Raw genomic sequence first — 15,468 nt, forward strand, 5'->3', positions numbered from 1 at the left:
CAACGCAAAGGGGACAAACGTTTTCAAACGTTTGTCCCCTTTGCGTTGGTGCCGGAACCGGGAGCTACCGGGCCGGGTTCTACCGGAGCCCGGCCAGGAACTTGGCGACGATCGGGCCCGCCGTTTGCGCCCCGCCGCTGCCGTCGGCCACGAAGACCGCGACGGCCAGGTCGCCCTGGGCCACGATGGTCCACGCGTGGGCATTGCGCTCGGCGTCGTATTCGGCGGTGCCGCTCTTGCCGATGATCGGCTTGCCCGGGATCTTATTCAGGTCCTTCAGCGTCCCGTGGTCGACTACCTCGGCCATCATGGAGGACAGGGCCTTGGCCTCCGCCACACTCAACGGGGTCTTCGGGCCCTCCGCCGCGGCCGGCTTGGGTAGGTTCACCAGGTGCGGGCTCACCGTGGCCCCGTTGGCCACCGAAGCAGCGACGGTCGCCATGCCCAGCGGCGATGCCTGGTCCACGCCCTGCCCGATGCCGTTGGCGGCCTGTTCGGTGCCGGTGGAGGTGTCGGGAACCGAACCGAGGAATGACGCGGCGCCCGTTGCGGCATCCAGGTTGAGCCCGAGGGACGCAGCCGCGTCGGCGAGGGCCGGAGCCTTCACGTCCAGGGCCCCGGCGGTGAAGACGGTGTTGCAGGACTGGGCCACGGCCTCCGACAGAGGGATCTTGCCCAGCGCCGCGGCGGGGTAGCCGTCGTAGTTCTTGAAGCTCTTGCCGTCGACAATCGTGGTCGCAGGGCAATCCACGATGGTCTTGGGGGTGTCACCGGAACGGAGCATGGCCAGCGCGGTGGCCACCTTGAACGTGGACCCCGGGGCGTACTTGCCCAGCAGCGCGGTGTTCTGCGCGTTTGTTGCCGGGCCGCTGGCCGCGGCGAGGATGGCGCCGTCGGAGGGACGCACCGCGACCAGCGCGCTGTCGCTGGCCGAATCCACAAGCAGCGACTCGGCAAGGGTCTGGGTGTCCCTGTCGAGCGTGGTCTCCACGTCGGCCCCGTCAACGGGCTCGGCCTCAAGCAGGGTGGAGACCTGCTTCCTCTGCTGGTCGAAGATGCCAACGGAGTAGCCGGGGGTTCCGGCCAGCGTTTCCTGGTATTCCTTCTGCAGGCCCGAGAGCCCGACCAGGTCACCGGCCTTGACCAGGCCGTTGGACTCCTGGACCATTTCGGCGGTTGCCTCGCCGACGCTTCCGAGGATCGGGCGGGCAAAGGAACGCGTGGGGGCCAACGGAAGCGAACCCGGCTGGACCAGGACACCGGGGATCGCCTCGAATTGCGCGTCGGTGATGGTCTGGTCCTTGTCGTTTCGCAGGGTGATGGCCTGAACGAAGGCCCGGGGTCCCGCGGCCGCGACCCGCTTCTCGTAGGCCGCCGCATCGATGTCCACGAGTTTGGCCAAGGCGGTGGCGGAGGAGGGCCACCGCGACTCCTCGAGGCCTTCCTTGTTGATGCCCACGTTGATGACGTCACGTTCGGTGACCAGGGCCTGCCCCTTCTCGCCCAGGATGTCGCCGCGCTTGCCGGCCACGGTCTGTCGTGCCACGTACTGGCCCATGGCCAGGCCCGGCACCGCGATCGCCGGATCGTAGCGAACCAGCCAGGTCTTGGTCTTCTCGTCGAGTTCCAGCTTGGCGGCGGTCTTGTACGTCCAGTCGGTGTCGGTGGCGTCGATGTCCCACACGGTGCTCAGGGTCGCCGTGGCGGTCTTCGGGTTGCCAGAGTTCTCGTCCACCGCAACGGAGTCCAGGGACACCGTGCGGGGAATCTTTCCCATGGGTTCCAGTGCCTGGCCGAGATCGGCGGTGGCGGTGTCGGCCCCCGGGCCGGTGAGCGGGACCTGGGAGAAGTCGAGGTTGCCCAGTCCGGTGGCCAGGAGAGCGGCAGTGGAGTCGGGGGAGGGCGGGGCCGAACAGGCGCTCAGGGAGCCCAGAAGCAGCAGGGCGGCGGCGGGCAGGGCGTAGGTTCTTGCAACACGAGACATGGGTTCCACTATTGCCTACGGCCGTCCGCGCTGTCCACATGCCTAGCCGCTCGCCACCACGTCAGACTGATTAAGGCCGGGGACGCATCAGCACCTAGAATGGACAGAGAAAACCAGAGACGCAAACAACAGTGAAAAGGGCCAAAGAACCCCATGTCTGAACCCACGAGTCCGGAAGCGGCCGTCATCGACGACCAATCACCGGTCGTCCCGCACCCCACCGACGAGGCTGGCATCAACATTGCGGTGCAAGCGGCACTGGCCGCCTTTGCCGCAGCGACCAACCTGGACGAGCTGAAGACCGCACGCCTGGCCCACACCGGGGAAAAGTCCCCGCTCTCGCTCGCCAACCGCGAGATCGGCCGCCTGGACAAGAGCGAGAAGGCCATCGCCGGCAAGCTCATGGGCGCCTCCCGCGGACGCGTCAACAAGGCGCTTGCCGAACGCACCGCGGTCCTCGAGGAAGAGGATGCCGCACGCATCCTCGTCGAGGAGACTGTCGACGTCACCGCGGCCCCGCGCCGCCGCCGCGCCGGTGCCCGCCACCCGCTCTCCACCCTGCAGGACCGCGTGTCCGACATCTTCGTGGGCATGGGCTGGGAAATCGCCGAGGGCCCCGAGGTCGAGTCCGAGTGGTTCAACTTCGACGCACTGAACTTCGCGCCGGACCACCCGGCCCGCGAAATGCAGGACACCTTCTTCATCGACCCGGTGGATTCCCACCTGGTGCTGCGCACCCACACCTCCCCGGTGCAGGTCCGTTCCATGCTCGAGCGCGAGGTGCCGATCTACGTGCTGTGCCCGGGCCGCGTATACCGCACCGACGAGCTCGACGCCACGCACACCCCGGTCTTCCACCAGTTCGAGGGCCTGGCCATCGACAAGGGCCTGACCATGGCCGACCTGCGCGGCACGCTTGAGCACTTCGCCCGCCAGATGTTCGGCGAGGACGCCTCCATCCGCCTGCGCCCCAACTACTTCCCGTTCACCGAGCCTTCGGCCGAACTGGATATCTGGCACCCCGGAGCCAAGGGCGGCCCGCGCTGGATCGAATGGGGCGGCTGCGGCATGGTCAACCCCAACGTCCTGCGTGCCGCGGGCATCGACCCGGAGGAGTACTCCGGCTTTGCCTTCGGCATGGGCATCGAGCGCACGCTGATGTTCCGCAACGAGGTCCCCGACATGCGCGACATGATCGAGGGCGATATCCGCTTCAGCGAGCACTTCGGGATGGAGATCTAAGACATGCGTATTCCACTTTCATGGCTGCGCGAGTTCGCGCAGGTACCGGCCGATGCAACGGCCGAAGACGTCATGGCAGAACTGGTCAAGGTGGGCCTCGAGGAAGAGGACGTGCACCGTCCCGCCGACGAGCTCTCCGGCCCGATCGTCGTGGGCCAGGTGCTCTCCGTCGTCAAGGAGGAGCAGACCAACGGCAAGACCATCAACTGGTGCCAGGTCCGCGTGGTGCCCGAGGGCACCGAGCAGACCCTGACCAACGAGGGCATCGACCCCTCCGGCGTGCAGGGCATCATCTGCGGTGCGCACAACTTCGTGGAGGGTGACAAGGTCGTCGTCACGCTTCCCGGCGCCGTGCTGCCGGGCGACTTCAAGATCAGCGCCCGCAAGACCTACGGCCACCTCTCGGCCGGCATGATCGCCTCCTCCCGCGAGCTGGGCATCGGCGACGACCACGACGGCATCATCGTGCTCTCCCGCCTGGGCCTTGACCCGGAGATCGGCACCGACGCGATGGAGCTGCTGGGTCTCTACGACCAGGCCGCGGAAATCAACGTCACCCCGGACCGCTCCTACGCGTTCTCGATCCGCGGCGTGGCCCGCGAATTCGCACACGCCACCGGCACCGCATACACCGACCCGGCCTCGCTGGTCACGGTGGACACGGCAACCGGCGCCGGATACCCGGTCAACCTGGCGGACACCGCGGGCATCTACGGCAAGGACGGCTGCGACCGCTTTGTCACCCGCAGCGTCACCGGCGTGGACCCCTCGCTGCCGACCCCGCCGTGGATGGCCAGCCGACTGAGCCTTGCGGGCATGCGTTCGATCTCGCTGGTCGTCGACATCTCCAACTACGTCATGCTTGAGCTCGGCCAGCCGCTGCACTTCTACGACGCGGACAAGCTCACCGGCGAGATCACGGTGCGCCGCGCCAACCCGGGGGAGACCCTGAAGACCCTGGACGGCAAGGAGCGCAAGCTGCACCTCGAGGACCTGCTGATCACCGACGGCTCCGGCGCCATCGGCATCGCCGGAGTCATGGGCGGCGGGGCCACCGAGGTCTCGGACACCACGACCAACGTGCTGATCGAGGCCGCGCACTTCGAGCCGATCTCGATCGCCCGCTCGCGCCGCCGCCACAAGTTGCCCTCCGAGGCGTCCAAGCGCTTCGAGCGCGGCGTGGACTGGGAGATCGCCGACGTGGCGGCCCAGCGCGCCGTGGACCTGCTGGTCGAGCTGGCCGACGGCACCGCCACCACGCTTGTCACCGACGTGGGAACCGCGCCGGAAGGCGTTGTCATCGAGCTGCCGGAGCACTTCGCCTCGCAGCTGATCGGCGTGGACTACACCCCGGAGCAGATCACCTGGGCGCTGACCGAAATCGGTGCGCAGGTCGAGGCCGTCGACGGCGGCTACAAGGTGACGGCCCCGTCGTGGCGCCCGGACCTTGCCACCAAGCAGGACCTGACCGAGGAAATCGCGCGTCTGGTGGGCTACCACCTGATCCCGGCGACGCTTCCGACGGCTCCTCCGGGCCGCGGCCTGACCCGCGTCCAATCCCAGCGCCGCCGCGTCATGGCTGCACTGGCCGATTCGGGCCTCACCGAGGTGCTGTCCTACCCGTTCCTTTCCGCGGCGCAGAACAACACTTTCGGCGCCCCGGAAGCCGGCGAGGTTCCGGCCGTGAAGCTGTCCAACCCGCTCTCCAGCGAGTTCGGATTCATGCGGACCTCGATCCTGCCGGGCCTGCTGGGCATCGCCCGCCGCAACCACGGACGCGGCTTCCGCGACCTGGCCCTCTACGAGGCTGGGCTGGTGTTCCTGCCGGGAGAGACCTTGGGCACCTCCTCGATCCCGCCGCTGGGCGTCAAGCCCTCCGACGCGGAACTGGATGCCCTCTACGGCGGCCTGCCGCACCAGCCGATGCACATCGCCGCGGTGCTGACCGGGCACGATTCGCCGGTTGCGGCCGCGCACACCCCGCGCGCCTACGACTGGGCTGACGCGCTGGATGTCGCCAAGCTCGTTTCCGACGTGCTGGGCGTGGAGGTTGTCGTCTCGCAGGGAGCCCACCAGGCGTTCCACCCGGGTCGCACCGCGGCGCTCTCGCTGCGCAACGGCACCCCGGTCGGCTACGCCGGCGAGTTGCACCCGAAGCTGCTGGCCGAGCTGGACCTGCCGGAGCGCACCGTCGCCATGGAAATCGACGCGGATACGCTCTTCGAGGCATCCGCCGACGTGATCGTCGCCAAGGAAATCTCCGCCTTCCCGATCTCCACCCAGGACGTCGCCCTGGTGGTCAACTCCTCCGTGGTCGCCGCGGACGTGTTGGAGACCCTGCGCGAGGGCGCCGGTGAACTCCTGGAAGACATCGCGCTCTTCGACGTGTACTCGGGCACCGGCATCGAGGACGGAAAGAAGTCGCTGGCCTTCGGCCTGCGTTTCCGTGCCACAGACCGCACGTTGACCGCTGACGAGGCCTCGGAGGCGCGTGCCGCCGCCGTGGCCCTGGCTGCCGAGCGATTCGCGGCCGTGCAGCGCTAGGCTCCACAGGACTTGATCCTCGCAGGGGGTCGGCACGACTTCGCCATTTGGTGGCGGGGGAGTGCCGGCCCCCTTCGGCCTTAAGTCCCCGGGACGAAGCGATGCCAACAACCACGGAAAGTCGCCAGGCGGCCGTAACACGTAAACGCCAGGAACCCCGAGAACGCGGGATTCCTGGCGTTCCGTCCAACATGACTTCTATCTAACGCAGTTTCGGATCAACGACCTTGCAGAGGCCCCGGGCCGTGTCCGGAATTCCAACCAAGGTACTGTCTGGGCAGCAGAGTCTCAACGTGGCCAAACGTTCCTTCACATGACTTCCGTCGTGAAGTGAACCTGCAAACGAAATGAACGAATTCAACGCACCTCGGGGAGACCAGCGGCTGGATCAGTCATTCCGCGAATCGATACAGGCGGAAGATCTTGCGCCCGGCGCTGTCGCGGTTGGTCGGATTCAGGCTGTGTATCACGCGCACCTTTCCGCCACTGGTCGGATCGGCTTCCACCTTGATGCCCTCCGATTCGAGGGATCCGAGGTAGTTTCCCTTGACGACGTAGGTCCGGTCATGCCGGATCTTTCCGCCGTTCGTGTAGGCATAGCGGTAGATCGTGGGTGAGGATCCTGCCGGCCCGCCAAAAATATAGAGGAATTTCTTGTTGGTCCCCACGCCCTTGATGTCGAACCCCTGGAAGGAACCGTGCGGGCGCTTCGGTTCCTTGAACCGGGACACCATCAGGTCCTTGGCCTTGGAGATCGCCAGTTTCTGTCCTGGCGCCTTCAACATGCGTCCCGTCAGTGCCGCGGTCTTGTAGACGGCGTAGTAGTGGGATGAACCGACCGTGATGCTGATGGCCAGCCTGTCGTCCCCGTCGGCAAGTGCGACGTTGCTGCGGGTCGCGTTGCCGGACTTTCCCGGGACGATCGCGGCGAGGTTTTTCAGCATGCCCACCCGGTGGTAGCCCGCTTTTTTCGAACCCGCGGGGGCTTTTTTGTACTCGATCAGCGAGATCGTCCGCGAGAAGTAGTACGGCGGAATTCCGTTCGAGGTACTCCCTATCCATACGTAGGTCCGGCCCTTTTTCGTGTACACCTCGAGTGATTCGCCGTGCCCGTATCCTTTCAGCATGACGCTGTCCCGCTGGGTGCATGTTCCCGTTGCCGTGCGTGTGCACCTCGACAACCGGGTGTCCTGGCCGACTTGTTGCGCGATGTAGACGTCCTTGCCTGCGCCATTGTCGAACGCCTGAATGGCCTGGTCCTGTACGGGCGGATCAAACCGAAAAATACGGTCGGAATTCAGCTTGCGCGTTACAACGGAATTGGCAGCCAGCCCAGGTGCGTCCGAGGTCATGAGCAGCATGGCCAAAGCTCCGGCGGCGAACCTGAGCATCATTTTTCTCATCGGACACTGTCCCCCCAACGGTGTTGAATTAGTAAATTCACTAGTTCTCTGGGCCCAAGTGGAATCAGTATATGACCGGCCCAATCAATCGCAAGGGCTCGCTTGAACCCAATAAACCGCTGCGCGGCCCGCGACGATGCGCCACGGGGGACAACCCCGCTTTCTTTGCGCCTGGATTCCGTCCTGACAAGGGTTTGCGTAGCAGACATGGGACTGGACATGATTGCTCACAAAGTAATAACAATGCATATGAACGGCCTTTAGAGTCGGTTGCGCAAGGCTCCCGGGCCTTCCCCGTGGCCCCTGGCCGAACCGCATGCCAAACCGCCCGCGAAGCGCTTGCCCGGCAGGATGCAGGCGATCAGCGTCGGGACCGAGGCGAGCGGTACACCGGCCCTTGGCCGGTGGTGGCCCATGGTCTTCGGACAGCCAGGGAACCCGGTGACCACTGGAAGGCAGGGCCTGTACCGTCTGCCCTCGCCCGGTTCCCGCTGGTGTATCGTCGTGATCGGCGGTGCCCGGCAAGATGTTGAAGGAGCGCTGAAGGCGAGCGATGGACAATCGAGGTTCTGGCGACAACCACGGAAACGGCGACGGTGCCGGGAATACCGCGGTTGCGCAGCCGTGGTGGGCCGTGGCCGCGCTCGAGTCCGCCGCGCGGTACCCCGGAATCCGGTTGGATCCCGCCGAATCCGAACGGGCCGTGGCCTATGCCCACGGACGCCCGCGCGACGATTTTGTGGCCGGGCGGATGCTGGCCAGGGTGCTGGCCGCCGAACTGTTGAACCGGGCATGGCCCGGAGAACCGACCGGCCCCGGGGCGCTCGACCTGGCGCAGCACTGTCCGCATTGCGGGGCCGACGGTCACGGGACTCCGTTGCTGCGGGTGCCGGGCCGCGGGCAGACATTCCGGCTGTCCTATGCGCGAGCCTCGGGTTGGCTGCTGCTGGCCCTTGCCCCCGGAAACACCCGGATCGGCGCGGACCTGGCAGATCTGAGTGATCCAGCCTTCGCGTCCACCGGCGGTGGAAGGCTGCTGGAGGACTATGCTTACGGGCCGGCCGAACGCAAGGTGCTGGCGCGGCTGGACCCCGACTCCCGGCTGCGGCGGCAGGCCGAATGGTGGACCCTCAAGGAAGCGGTCGCCAAGGCCGACGGAGAGGGGCTGGCGGGGGCCGGGGGAATCCCCGTGGTCATCGGCCGAAAACGCCACGCGTTGCTGGCAATGCCGAAGACCCGCATGCTCGGCATCGGGCCGGGGGAGCGGGACAGCCTTGGCACGGCACTGCCAGCGCGTTTGGTCGGCAGCATCGTATGGGTGCCGCCGCCCGCCGGGTAGCGGGCGGCTCGATGGCGGCCTTCAGTGCCTGCCCGCGTGCGCCGAAACGTCCGTGGTCACGGGGTTTGCGGGGCTGGGCGGCAACGCCGGCAGTTCCTTGTCAAAGAGCCATGGCTTGAGCATTTCCCCGGCCGAGAAGCCCGCGGGTGCGTGTGTGTCGACCCGGTCGCGGAAGAGCTCGTAGGTGACGGTGCCGTGCCGCTGTCCGGCCGTCCAGTCGCGCAACAACGCGAAGAAGGCGGAGTCGCCGAGGTGCAGCCGCAGTGCATGCAGTGCCAGTGCCCCGCGCTTGTAGACACGGTCATCGAACATATCTGCGGGCCCCGGGTCCCCGACGGCGATGTCCTGCGGGAGGTTCCGCAATTGCGCCCAGGCCAGCCGTGCGCGCTCGTCGGCGTCGGCGTTTCCGGAGGCCTCGGACCAGATCCACTCGGCATAGCAGGCGAAGCCCTCGTGCAGCCAGATGTCCTCCCACCTGCCGACGGTCAGCGAGTTGCCGAACCACTGGTGGGACAGTTCGTGGGCGATCAGCCGCTGTTGTTCCCAGCCGGGCCGCAGGTGGTTGCTGCCCAGGATGCAGATCCCGTGCGCCTCCAGCGGGATTTCAAGTTCGTCGTCGGTGACCACCACGGTGTAGGCGTCGAAGGGGTACGGGCCGAAGGCCTCGATGAAGGTCTCCATCATCCGCGGCTGTTCCGCCAAGGCCGAACGGGCTTGTGCCAATCGGGCCGGATTCGAGGCTATCCACTGCGGGACGGTTCCCCGGCCACCGGCGTGCCGGCCCCCGCCCGGCGGGGGAGCGGCCTCGGCCAACGGCGCCAGCGCGTAGCGGCCGATCTGGAGGGTGGCCAGGTAGGTGGCCATGGGCTCGTTGACCTCGTAGGTCCACTGTTCCCGGCTTGAGCGCCGCTGGCGCCCGACGAGTTCCCCGTTGCACACGGGGCGGTATCCGGCATCGGTGGCCACGGCGATGCGGAACGTCGCCTTCTGGCTGGGGTGGTCGTTGCAGGGGAACCAGGTGGCAGCCCCGTTGGGCTGCCCGGCCACCAGCACGCCGTCGGCCAGTTCCTCCCAGCCAACTTCCCCCCACGCCCCGCGGCGCACGTTAGGGGTCCCGCCGTAGCGGATCTCGAGTATGAATTCCTCCCCGGCCCGCAGGGGAGCGGGCAGCAGGAGCTCCAGCTTTCCGGCCCTTTGCGCCTGGCGGGCGACCTTGGCCCCGTTGACGCTGGCCTTCGAGACGCGCAGCCCGGCCAGGTCCAAGCCCAGCCTGCTGAGGTCGGTTTCGGCGATCCCGGTGATGAGCGCGCGCCCGTCGAGCCGGTTGCCGCCCAACTTGCAGTCCAAGTCCAGGTCGTAGTGCAGGACCCGGTATCCGGGGTTTCCGGATTCGGGCACGTAGGGGTCCGGGATGAAGGCCGCGTGCCGGCCGTGGGTGGCGTTCGTCGTGGGTATCATGTGTTCGGACCGCTCCAGGGCTGGACGGGGTTGCCCATCCAGTAGCTGGAGGGCGGGACGGTTTCCCCGCGCATCACCAGGGACGCCGGGCCCACCGTGGCGCCGGCCGCAAGCGAGGCGGCCGGCAGGATGACCCCGTGCGGACCCATGGTCGATCCGGCGGAGAGTTCCACCGTATCAATAGCCATGACGCGGTCGTGGAAGAGGTGGGTCTGGATGACGCAGCCGCGGTTCACGGTGGAGGAATCGCCGAGGGTCACCAGGTCGGCCTCCGGCAGCCAGTAGCTTTCGCACCAGACGCCGTGGCCGATCTTTGCGCCCAGCGCACGCAGCCACCACACCAGGGCGGGGGAGCCCGCCGCGGAGTGCGCGAACCACGGTGCACAGACCATCTCGATGAAGGCGTCGACCACCTCGTTGCGCCAGATGAAGGAGCTCCACAGCGCGTGCTGGCCGGGACGGATGGGGCCGACCAGCACCCATTTGGCGATCACCGCGCTGGCCGCCGCAACGGCGCCTGCGGCAAGCATGACGGCGCCGCTGAGCAGCGCCGCGGGCAGGTACCCGAATCCGGCGGCCAGGTAATCGAGGATGGACAGCACCAGGGCGGCGATGGCCACCGTGGTGATGACCGGGACGATCCTGCACAGTTCCCAGAGCGCCCGGGCAATCTTCAGGTGCGTCGGCGGGGCGAAGGTGAGTGACTCGTCGGCCGCCACCTCGGTGCGGCGCAGGCGCACCGGCGGGCTGCCCAGCCAGGAGGAGCCGGCCTTGGCCTTGGCGGGGGTCGCCGAGAGCACCGCGACCAGCCCGTTCTTGGGGACGCGGCGTCCGGCCCCGGCGATGCCGGAGTTGCCCAGGAACGCGCGCTTGCCGATCTTGGCGCGGCCCACGTACATCCACCCGCCGCCGAGCTCGTAGGTGGCGACCATGGTGTCGTCGGCCAGGAAGGCGCCCTCGCCGATGGTGGTCATCTTGGGGATCAGCAGCACAGTGGAGGCCTCGACGTTGCGTCCGACCTTGGCCCCGAGCAGGCGCAGCCAGACGGGCGTGAAGAGGCTTGCGTAGATGGGGAAGAGCAGGTCGCGTGCCATGTCCAGGAGCCGTTCGGTGGCCCAGACCTGCCAGCCGATCCGGCTGTCCACGCGGTGCCAGCCCTCGGTGAGCCCCAGCCCCAGCAGCCGGACCGAGCCCAGGACCAACAGGAAATTTAGTCCGAACCACGTCAGTGCGGCAGCGGGGACGGCCAGGGCCAGGGACCCGGCGGACTCGTGCAGGGAGGCCTGCCCGCGCAGCAGCAGGGCCGAAACGGCCAGCGCCCCCAGGATGGAAAGCAGGGGGATGGACCCCAGCAGGGCGGAGGCCGCGGCGAACAACACGGTGCGCAGGCGGCTGCGGCGGACCGGGGTCTGCGGCCAGGCGGGCTTGGCCTTGCCGGTGCGTCCGGCGGGGGAGCCCGAGTAGGAGGAGAACGCCCGGGTGGTCCCCGCGATCGCGGATCCGGCGGCAACCTCGACCCCGTCTGAGACCACAGCCCCGGGCAGCAGGGTGCTGCGTGCGCCCACCGTGGCGTCGGCGCCGACCTGGATCCGGCCCACGTGCACCCTGTCCCCGTCGATCCAATAGCCGGTGAGGTCGACCTCGGGTTCGATGCTGGCCCCGCGGCCCAGGCTGAGCAGTCCGGTGACCGGCGGCACGGAGTGCAGCTGCACGTCGCGTCCGACCTTGGCCCCGAGGGCGCGGGCGTAGAGCGGCGTCAGGTGGGCGCTCGCCAGGGAGACGGGGTCTGCAAGGTCGGCGATCTGCTGGGCCAGCCAGAGCCGCAGGTGCACCTTGCCCGAACGCGGGTAGTCCCCGGGCTCCAGGTTGCGCAGCAGCAGCCGGGCCGAGACAACGGAAATGGCCATCCGCCCGGGCGGGGAGACAAAGACCAGCCAGCCGGCAACCACGGCCCACCAGGGGACCACGGGTGCGGCGGTGAACACGCCGAGGGCCTGGAGCACGTTGTTGCCGGCGCCCAGGTAGACGAGCCAGCGCATGCCCACCAGGATGAAGGTGGGGATGCCCATCAAGGTCTGGAAGACCTGGGCGCGGCGGGTCGTGCGCGCCACGGTGCGTGCCTCGGTCGGGGCGTCGGATCCCGCGCCGAGTGCCTCGAGCAGGGATCCGATGCGCGGGTGGGAGTAGATTTCGGCAACCGTGACGGTGCGGTAGCGCACCCGCAGGGCGGAGACCAGCTGGGCGGCCGAGAGCGAGCCGCCGCCGGAGGCAAAGAAGTCTGCGTCCAGGCTATCGACCTCTGTTCCCAGCACGCGGGTCCATTGCTCGATGACCCATTGCGCGTTCTCATCCAGCTCGGGCAGGACGCCGGCAGCGGACGAGACCTTGGTGCCGGGAAGCGGCCAAGGCAGCGCGTGGCGGTCGACCTTGCCGCTGGTCTTGGTGGGCAGCGTGTCCACCACGGCCAGCAGCGGGATCAGCGGTGCCGGAAGCATGTCGGCCAGCCGCTCGCGGGCCGCGGACGTGTCGAAGGCGGTGGCGGCGGCCAGGTAGCCGACGAGGATCTGGTTTCCGGCGGCGGTGGTCTTCACGGCCGCGGCGGCTCCCGAGACCCCGGGCAGGGATTGCAACGCTGCGTCGATTTCGCCCAGTTCGATGCGCCGGCCGCCGAGCTTGACCTGCTCGTCCATCCGGCCCAGGAAGACCAGCCCTTCGGGATCCGCCAGCACCAGGTCTCCGGAGCGGTAGGCGCGCTCCCAGCCCAGGGTCTCGAAGGAGGCGTATTTTTCGGCGTCCTTGGCCGGGTCCAGGTAGCGTCCGAGCCCGACGCCGCCAATGATCAGTTCCCCGCTGTGCCCGGGGGCCACGGGCAGCCCCGCGGCATCGACGACGGCCAGGTCCCACCCGTCGAGCGGCAGCCCGATGCGCACGGGGTCGGTGCCGTTCATCCGGGCGGCGCAGGCCACGACGGTGGCTTCGGTGGGACCGTAGGTATTCCAGACCTCGCGCCCGGGCACGGCCAGGCGGCCGGCAAGTTCCTGCGGGCAGGCCTCGCCGCCGAAGATCAGCAGGCGCACGTTTTCCAGGGCCTCGGCGGGCCAGAGAGCGGCGAGAGTGGGGACGGTGGAGACCACGGTGACGCCGCGGGTCACCAGCCAGGGACCAAGGTCCATGCCCGAACGCACCAGCGCCCTGGGTGCCGGCACCAGGCAGGCGGCATGGCGCCAGGCCAGCCACATTTCCTCGCATGAGGCGTCGAAGGCGACCGAAAGGCCGGCCAGCACGCGGTCCTCGGGACCCAGCGGTTCGCTTGCCAGGAAGATCCTGGCCTCGGCGTCGACGAAGGCCGCGGCCGAGCGCTGGGTGATGGCAACGCCCTTGGGCGTTCCTGTGGATCCGGAGGTGAAAATGATCCAGGCGTCGTCGCCAAGCGCGGCCTCCCGGGCCGGGGCCGGGTTCGGCTCGCCGCGCAGGGACGTGATCTTTCCCTTGCCGCCCAGCACGGCGGCGACCTTAGCCTCGGAAAAGACAAGCCGGGCACGTTCCTCGGGATCGTCGGCATCGACCGGCACGTACGCGGCACCGATCTTCATGGTCGCCAGGATGCCGATGTAAAGCTCGCGGCTGCCCGAGGGGATGCGGATGCCGATGCGGTCACCGGCGCCAAGCCCGGCGGCCCGCAAGCGCCCGGCCATCTCGCCGATCGCCAGAAGCAGTTCCGCGTAGGTCAGCGAGCGCTCGCCGTCATCCAAGGCAGGGGCGTCCGGGTGGTCCGCCGCACTTGCTCCAAGGATGTCCATGAGGGTGCGAGGTGGTGGAGCGACGTCGCTACCCGGATATTGCGGCAGGAACCCGGGGGCGGTGGTTTCCTGGTGGGAAATGCTTGGGGTCGATTCCACTGTGGCTTTCTTGAAGTGGTGCTCGGACTTCCCCTTGCGGGGCGGCCCGGGACGATGGAGCCCGACCCTGAACAGATGGCACACCGATCAGGTGTCCGCCACCGCTCGGCCGGCACATACGGGATCACCGTAGCCATGGAAGGTTAACGGAAGGTGTCCAAGGGGTTCGGACCACATGTTTTTCGAACATCATGCGTCATAATCGCGGCCATGTCCATGTCCATGTCCTGCGCCCGACTATGTGAGGCCGCCCGAACAACCGCACGGAATCCGCAGTTTTCCTCCGCGGCAACGGGTGTTGGACATGGCCCCGTGCCGAAATACGGAGCACCGGGTCCGGATGCGCGCCTCGACGGAGTAGTACGCGGCGGTGTTGTCTATAGACCGCGGCACTTGGGCGAAGCATCTAGCCTGAATTGTGTCGAAGACTTCGCGGGCAAGCGGCGGGGCGACGAGATTGCCATCGGCGCTGCCGAGCAAACCACTTTCCAGGCAGGCCAGGATCCCCGGTGCCAAAGGATCAAGCCATTCGGCTATTTCACGGGCACCGTCGACGCTGTTGGTCCACCAGTTGATTTCAAGGATCGAAACCGGGATGGAGCCAGTCTCGGAAACATGGGCCAAGACTGCCATCAGCATCAACGCGTGTTCCGGGGGCCGGTCGTCCTGCATCAAACCGGACGCTTCCAGCAACAGGAGCGCCACATAGGCCTCCATCAGTCGGCGAACTGCATCGACAAAGTCCTTGTCGCCGGTTTTCACCAAGTGGTTCCCGGTGGGCGTGGGAAGTGCCCGTCTCCCGTCGAATGAGATGAGGTTCGCCAGCACCATGGCCCGGACGAGTTCGGGTATTCTTGGCCTCGCGACCGAAGCCAGCGACTCGAGGGCAGCGACCTCGGATACGAGATCCCCTGTATCCGTCGAAATGCTCGGGTATCCCGGTTTGGGTTCTCCAAGCCCTTGGATCACGGCCGCGGCCCAGCGAACGAGCGGGAGCTGCTGCGGGTCGGTGATCACCACGCCAGATTGGCGAAGCGGGGATCTATGGCACAGGGGACTCTCGCCACACGCGAACAGGATGTGCAATGCGGAAAGAGACCTTTGGCTGCGTTTCCAGTGCCGGTTTCTGCCAGGAAATGCAGGTACCGATCCACCAACCCGAGCAGAAATCTTGCGGAATCGGGGAACTCGTTGACCACCGAATCCATCAACGAGGCCAGCGGGACGGTCTCCAGCGCATCGAGGGAGCCAAAGCGGTTTTCCACGGCGTAAAGGTCCAGCAGGGCGGCCAGCCGGTGCCATTCGTCCACGGCTTGTTCAGCCGGGATGGTCCGCGCCCGCCAAAGGATGTACTGGGGTTCAATCGCCCGGATTTGGGCCGCGCCGACACTGTGGATGGCGGGCCTGCCGGGACGGCCCGAGGTGGAATGGTTGGCGTGCCTGCGGCGATGCTGCTTGTTTTTCGTGGACTTGTTTTTCGTGGGCACGGCGACCTCCTGGAATCGATACGAGAATCCCAGAGTCGCGCCAACGGAACTCCCGTGGCGGCGTCCCTTGCCGGAATGTGGACAAACGAAGGCTTGCCGGGACGGAAGGGAA

9 protein-coding genes are annotated in these 15,468 nt (G+C 67.5%); 3 read left to right on the forward strand and 6 right to left on the reverse strand.

Translation table 11 applies throughout. The features are described 5' to 3' along the window. Positions 1-79: 79 nt before the first annotated feature. Entirely contained in the window at positions 80-1,984 is a 1,905-nt protein-coding gene (locus tag JOF47_RS03745; protein ID WP_209996052.1) for a penicillin-binding transpeptidase domain-containing protein, read from the reverse strand. A 153-nt stretch (positions 1,985-2,137) separates the two neighbouring features. On the opposite strand from JOF47_RS03745, the gene pheS reads away from it, so the two are divergent. Both pheS and pheT read left to right on the forward strand, forming a co-directional pair. Next, positions 2,138-3,226, forward strand: a complete 1,089-nt coding sequence (gene pheS / locus JOF47_RS03750; protein ID WP_209996053.1) for a phenylalanine--tRNA ligase subunit alpha — start codon at positions 2,138-2,140, stop codon at positions 3,224-3,226. 3 nt (positions 3,227-3,229) lie between these two features. Then, complete coding sequence (pheT, locus tag JOF47_RS03755; protein WP_209996054.1) at positions 3,230-5,770, forward strand: phenylalanine--tRNA ligase subunit beta; 2,541 nt, start codon at positions 3,230-3,232, stop codon at positions 5,768-5,770. A gap of 392 nt (positions 5,771-6,162) precedes the next feature. Here the strand turns inward: pheT and JOF47_RS03760 are convergent, their stop codons facing one another. Next, complete coding sequence (locus JOF47_RS03760; protein ID WP_209996055.1) at positions 6,163-7,164, reverse strand: hypothetical protein; 1,002 nt, start codon at positions 7,162-7,164, stop codon at positions 6,163-6,165. A 562-nt stretch (positions 7,165-7,726) separates the two neighbouring features. On the opposite strand from JOF47_RS03760, the gene JOF47_RS03765 reads away from it, so the two are divergent. After that, positions 7,727-8,512 carry a 4'-phosphopantetheinyl transferase family protein gene (locus JOF47_RS03765; RefSeq protein WP_209996056.1) on the forward strand — a complete coding sequence of 262 codons (786 nt, stop codon included), beginning with the start codon at positions 7,727-7,729 and terminating at the stop codon, positions 8,510-8,512. 21 nt (positions 8,513-8,533) lie between these two features. Here the strand turns inward: JOF47_RS03765 and JOF47_RS03770 are convergent, their stop codons facing one another. From JOF47_RS03770 to JOF47_RS03785, 4 genes are all read right to left on the reverse strand, one after another. Then, positions 8,534-9,970 carry a M1 family metallopeptidase gene (locus JOF47_RS03770; protein WP_209996057.1) on the reverse strand — a complete coding sequence of 479 codons (1,437 nt, stop codon included), beginning with the start codon at positions 9,968-9,970 and terminating at the stop codon, positions 8,534-8,536. Next, on the reverse strand, positions 9,967-13,770 hold the full coding sequence (locus JOF47_RS03775) for a Pls/PosA family non-ribosomal peptide synthetase (protein ID WP_210001377.1): 3,804 nt from the start codon (positions 13,768-13,770) through the stop codon (positions 9,967-9,969). The genes JOF47_RS03770 and JOF47_RS03775 overlap by 4 nt, the downstream gene beginning before the upstream one ends. Positions 13,771-14,106: 336 nt before the next feature. After that, complete coding sequence (locus JOF47_RS03780; RefSeq protein ID WP_209996058.1) at positions 14,107-14,886, reverse strand: hypothetical protein; 780 nt, start codon at positions 14,884-14,886, stop codon at positions 14,107-14,109. After that, on the reverse strand, positions 14,883-15,356 hold the full coding sequence (locus JOF47_RS03785) for a hypothetical protein (RefSeq protein ID WP_209996060.1): 474 nt from the start codon (positions 15,354-15,356) through the stop codon (positions 14,883-14,885). Before JOF47_RS03785 ends, JOF47_RS03780 begins: the two co-directional genes overlap by 4 nt. Positions 15,357-15,468 lie beyond the last annotated feature (112 nt).

The organism is Paeniglutamicibacter kerguelensis (genome assembly GCF_017876535.1).
Classification (GTDB): domain Bacteria; phylum Actinomycetota; class Actinomycetes; order Actinomycetales; family Micrococcaceae; genus Paeniglutamicibacter; species Paeniglutamicibacter kerguelensis.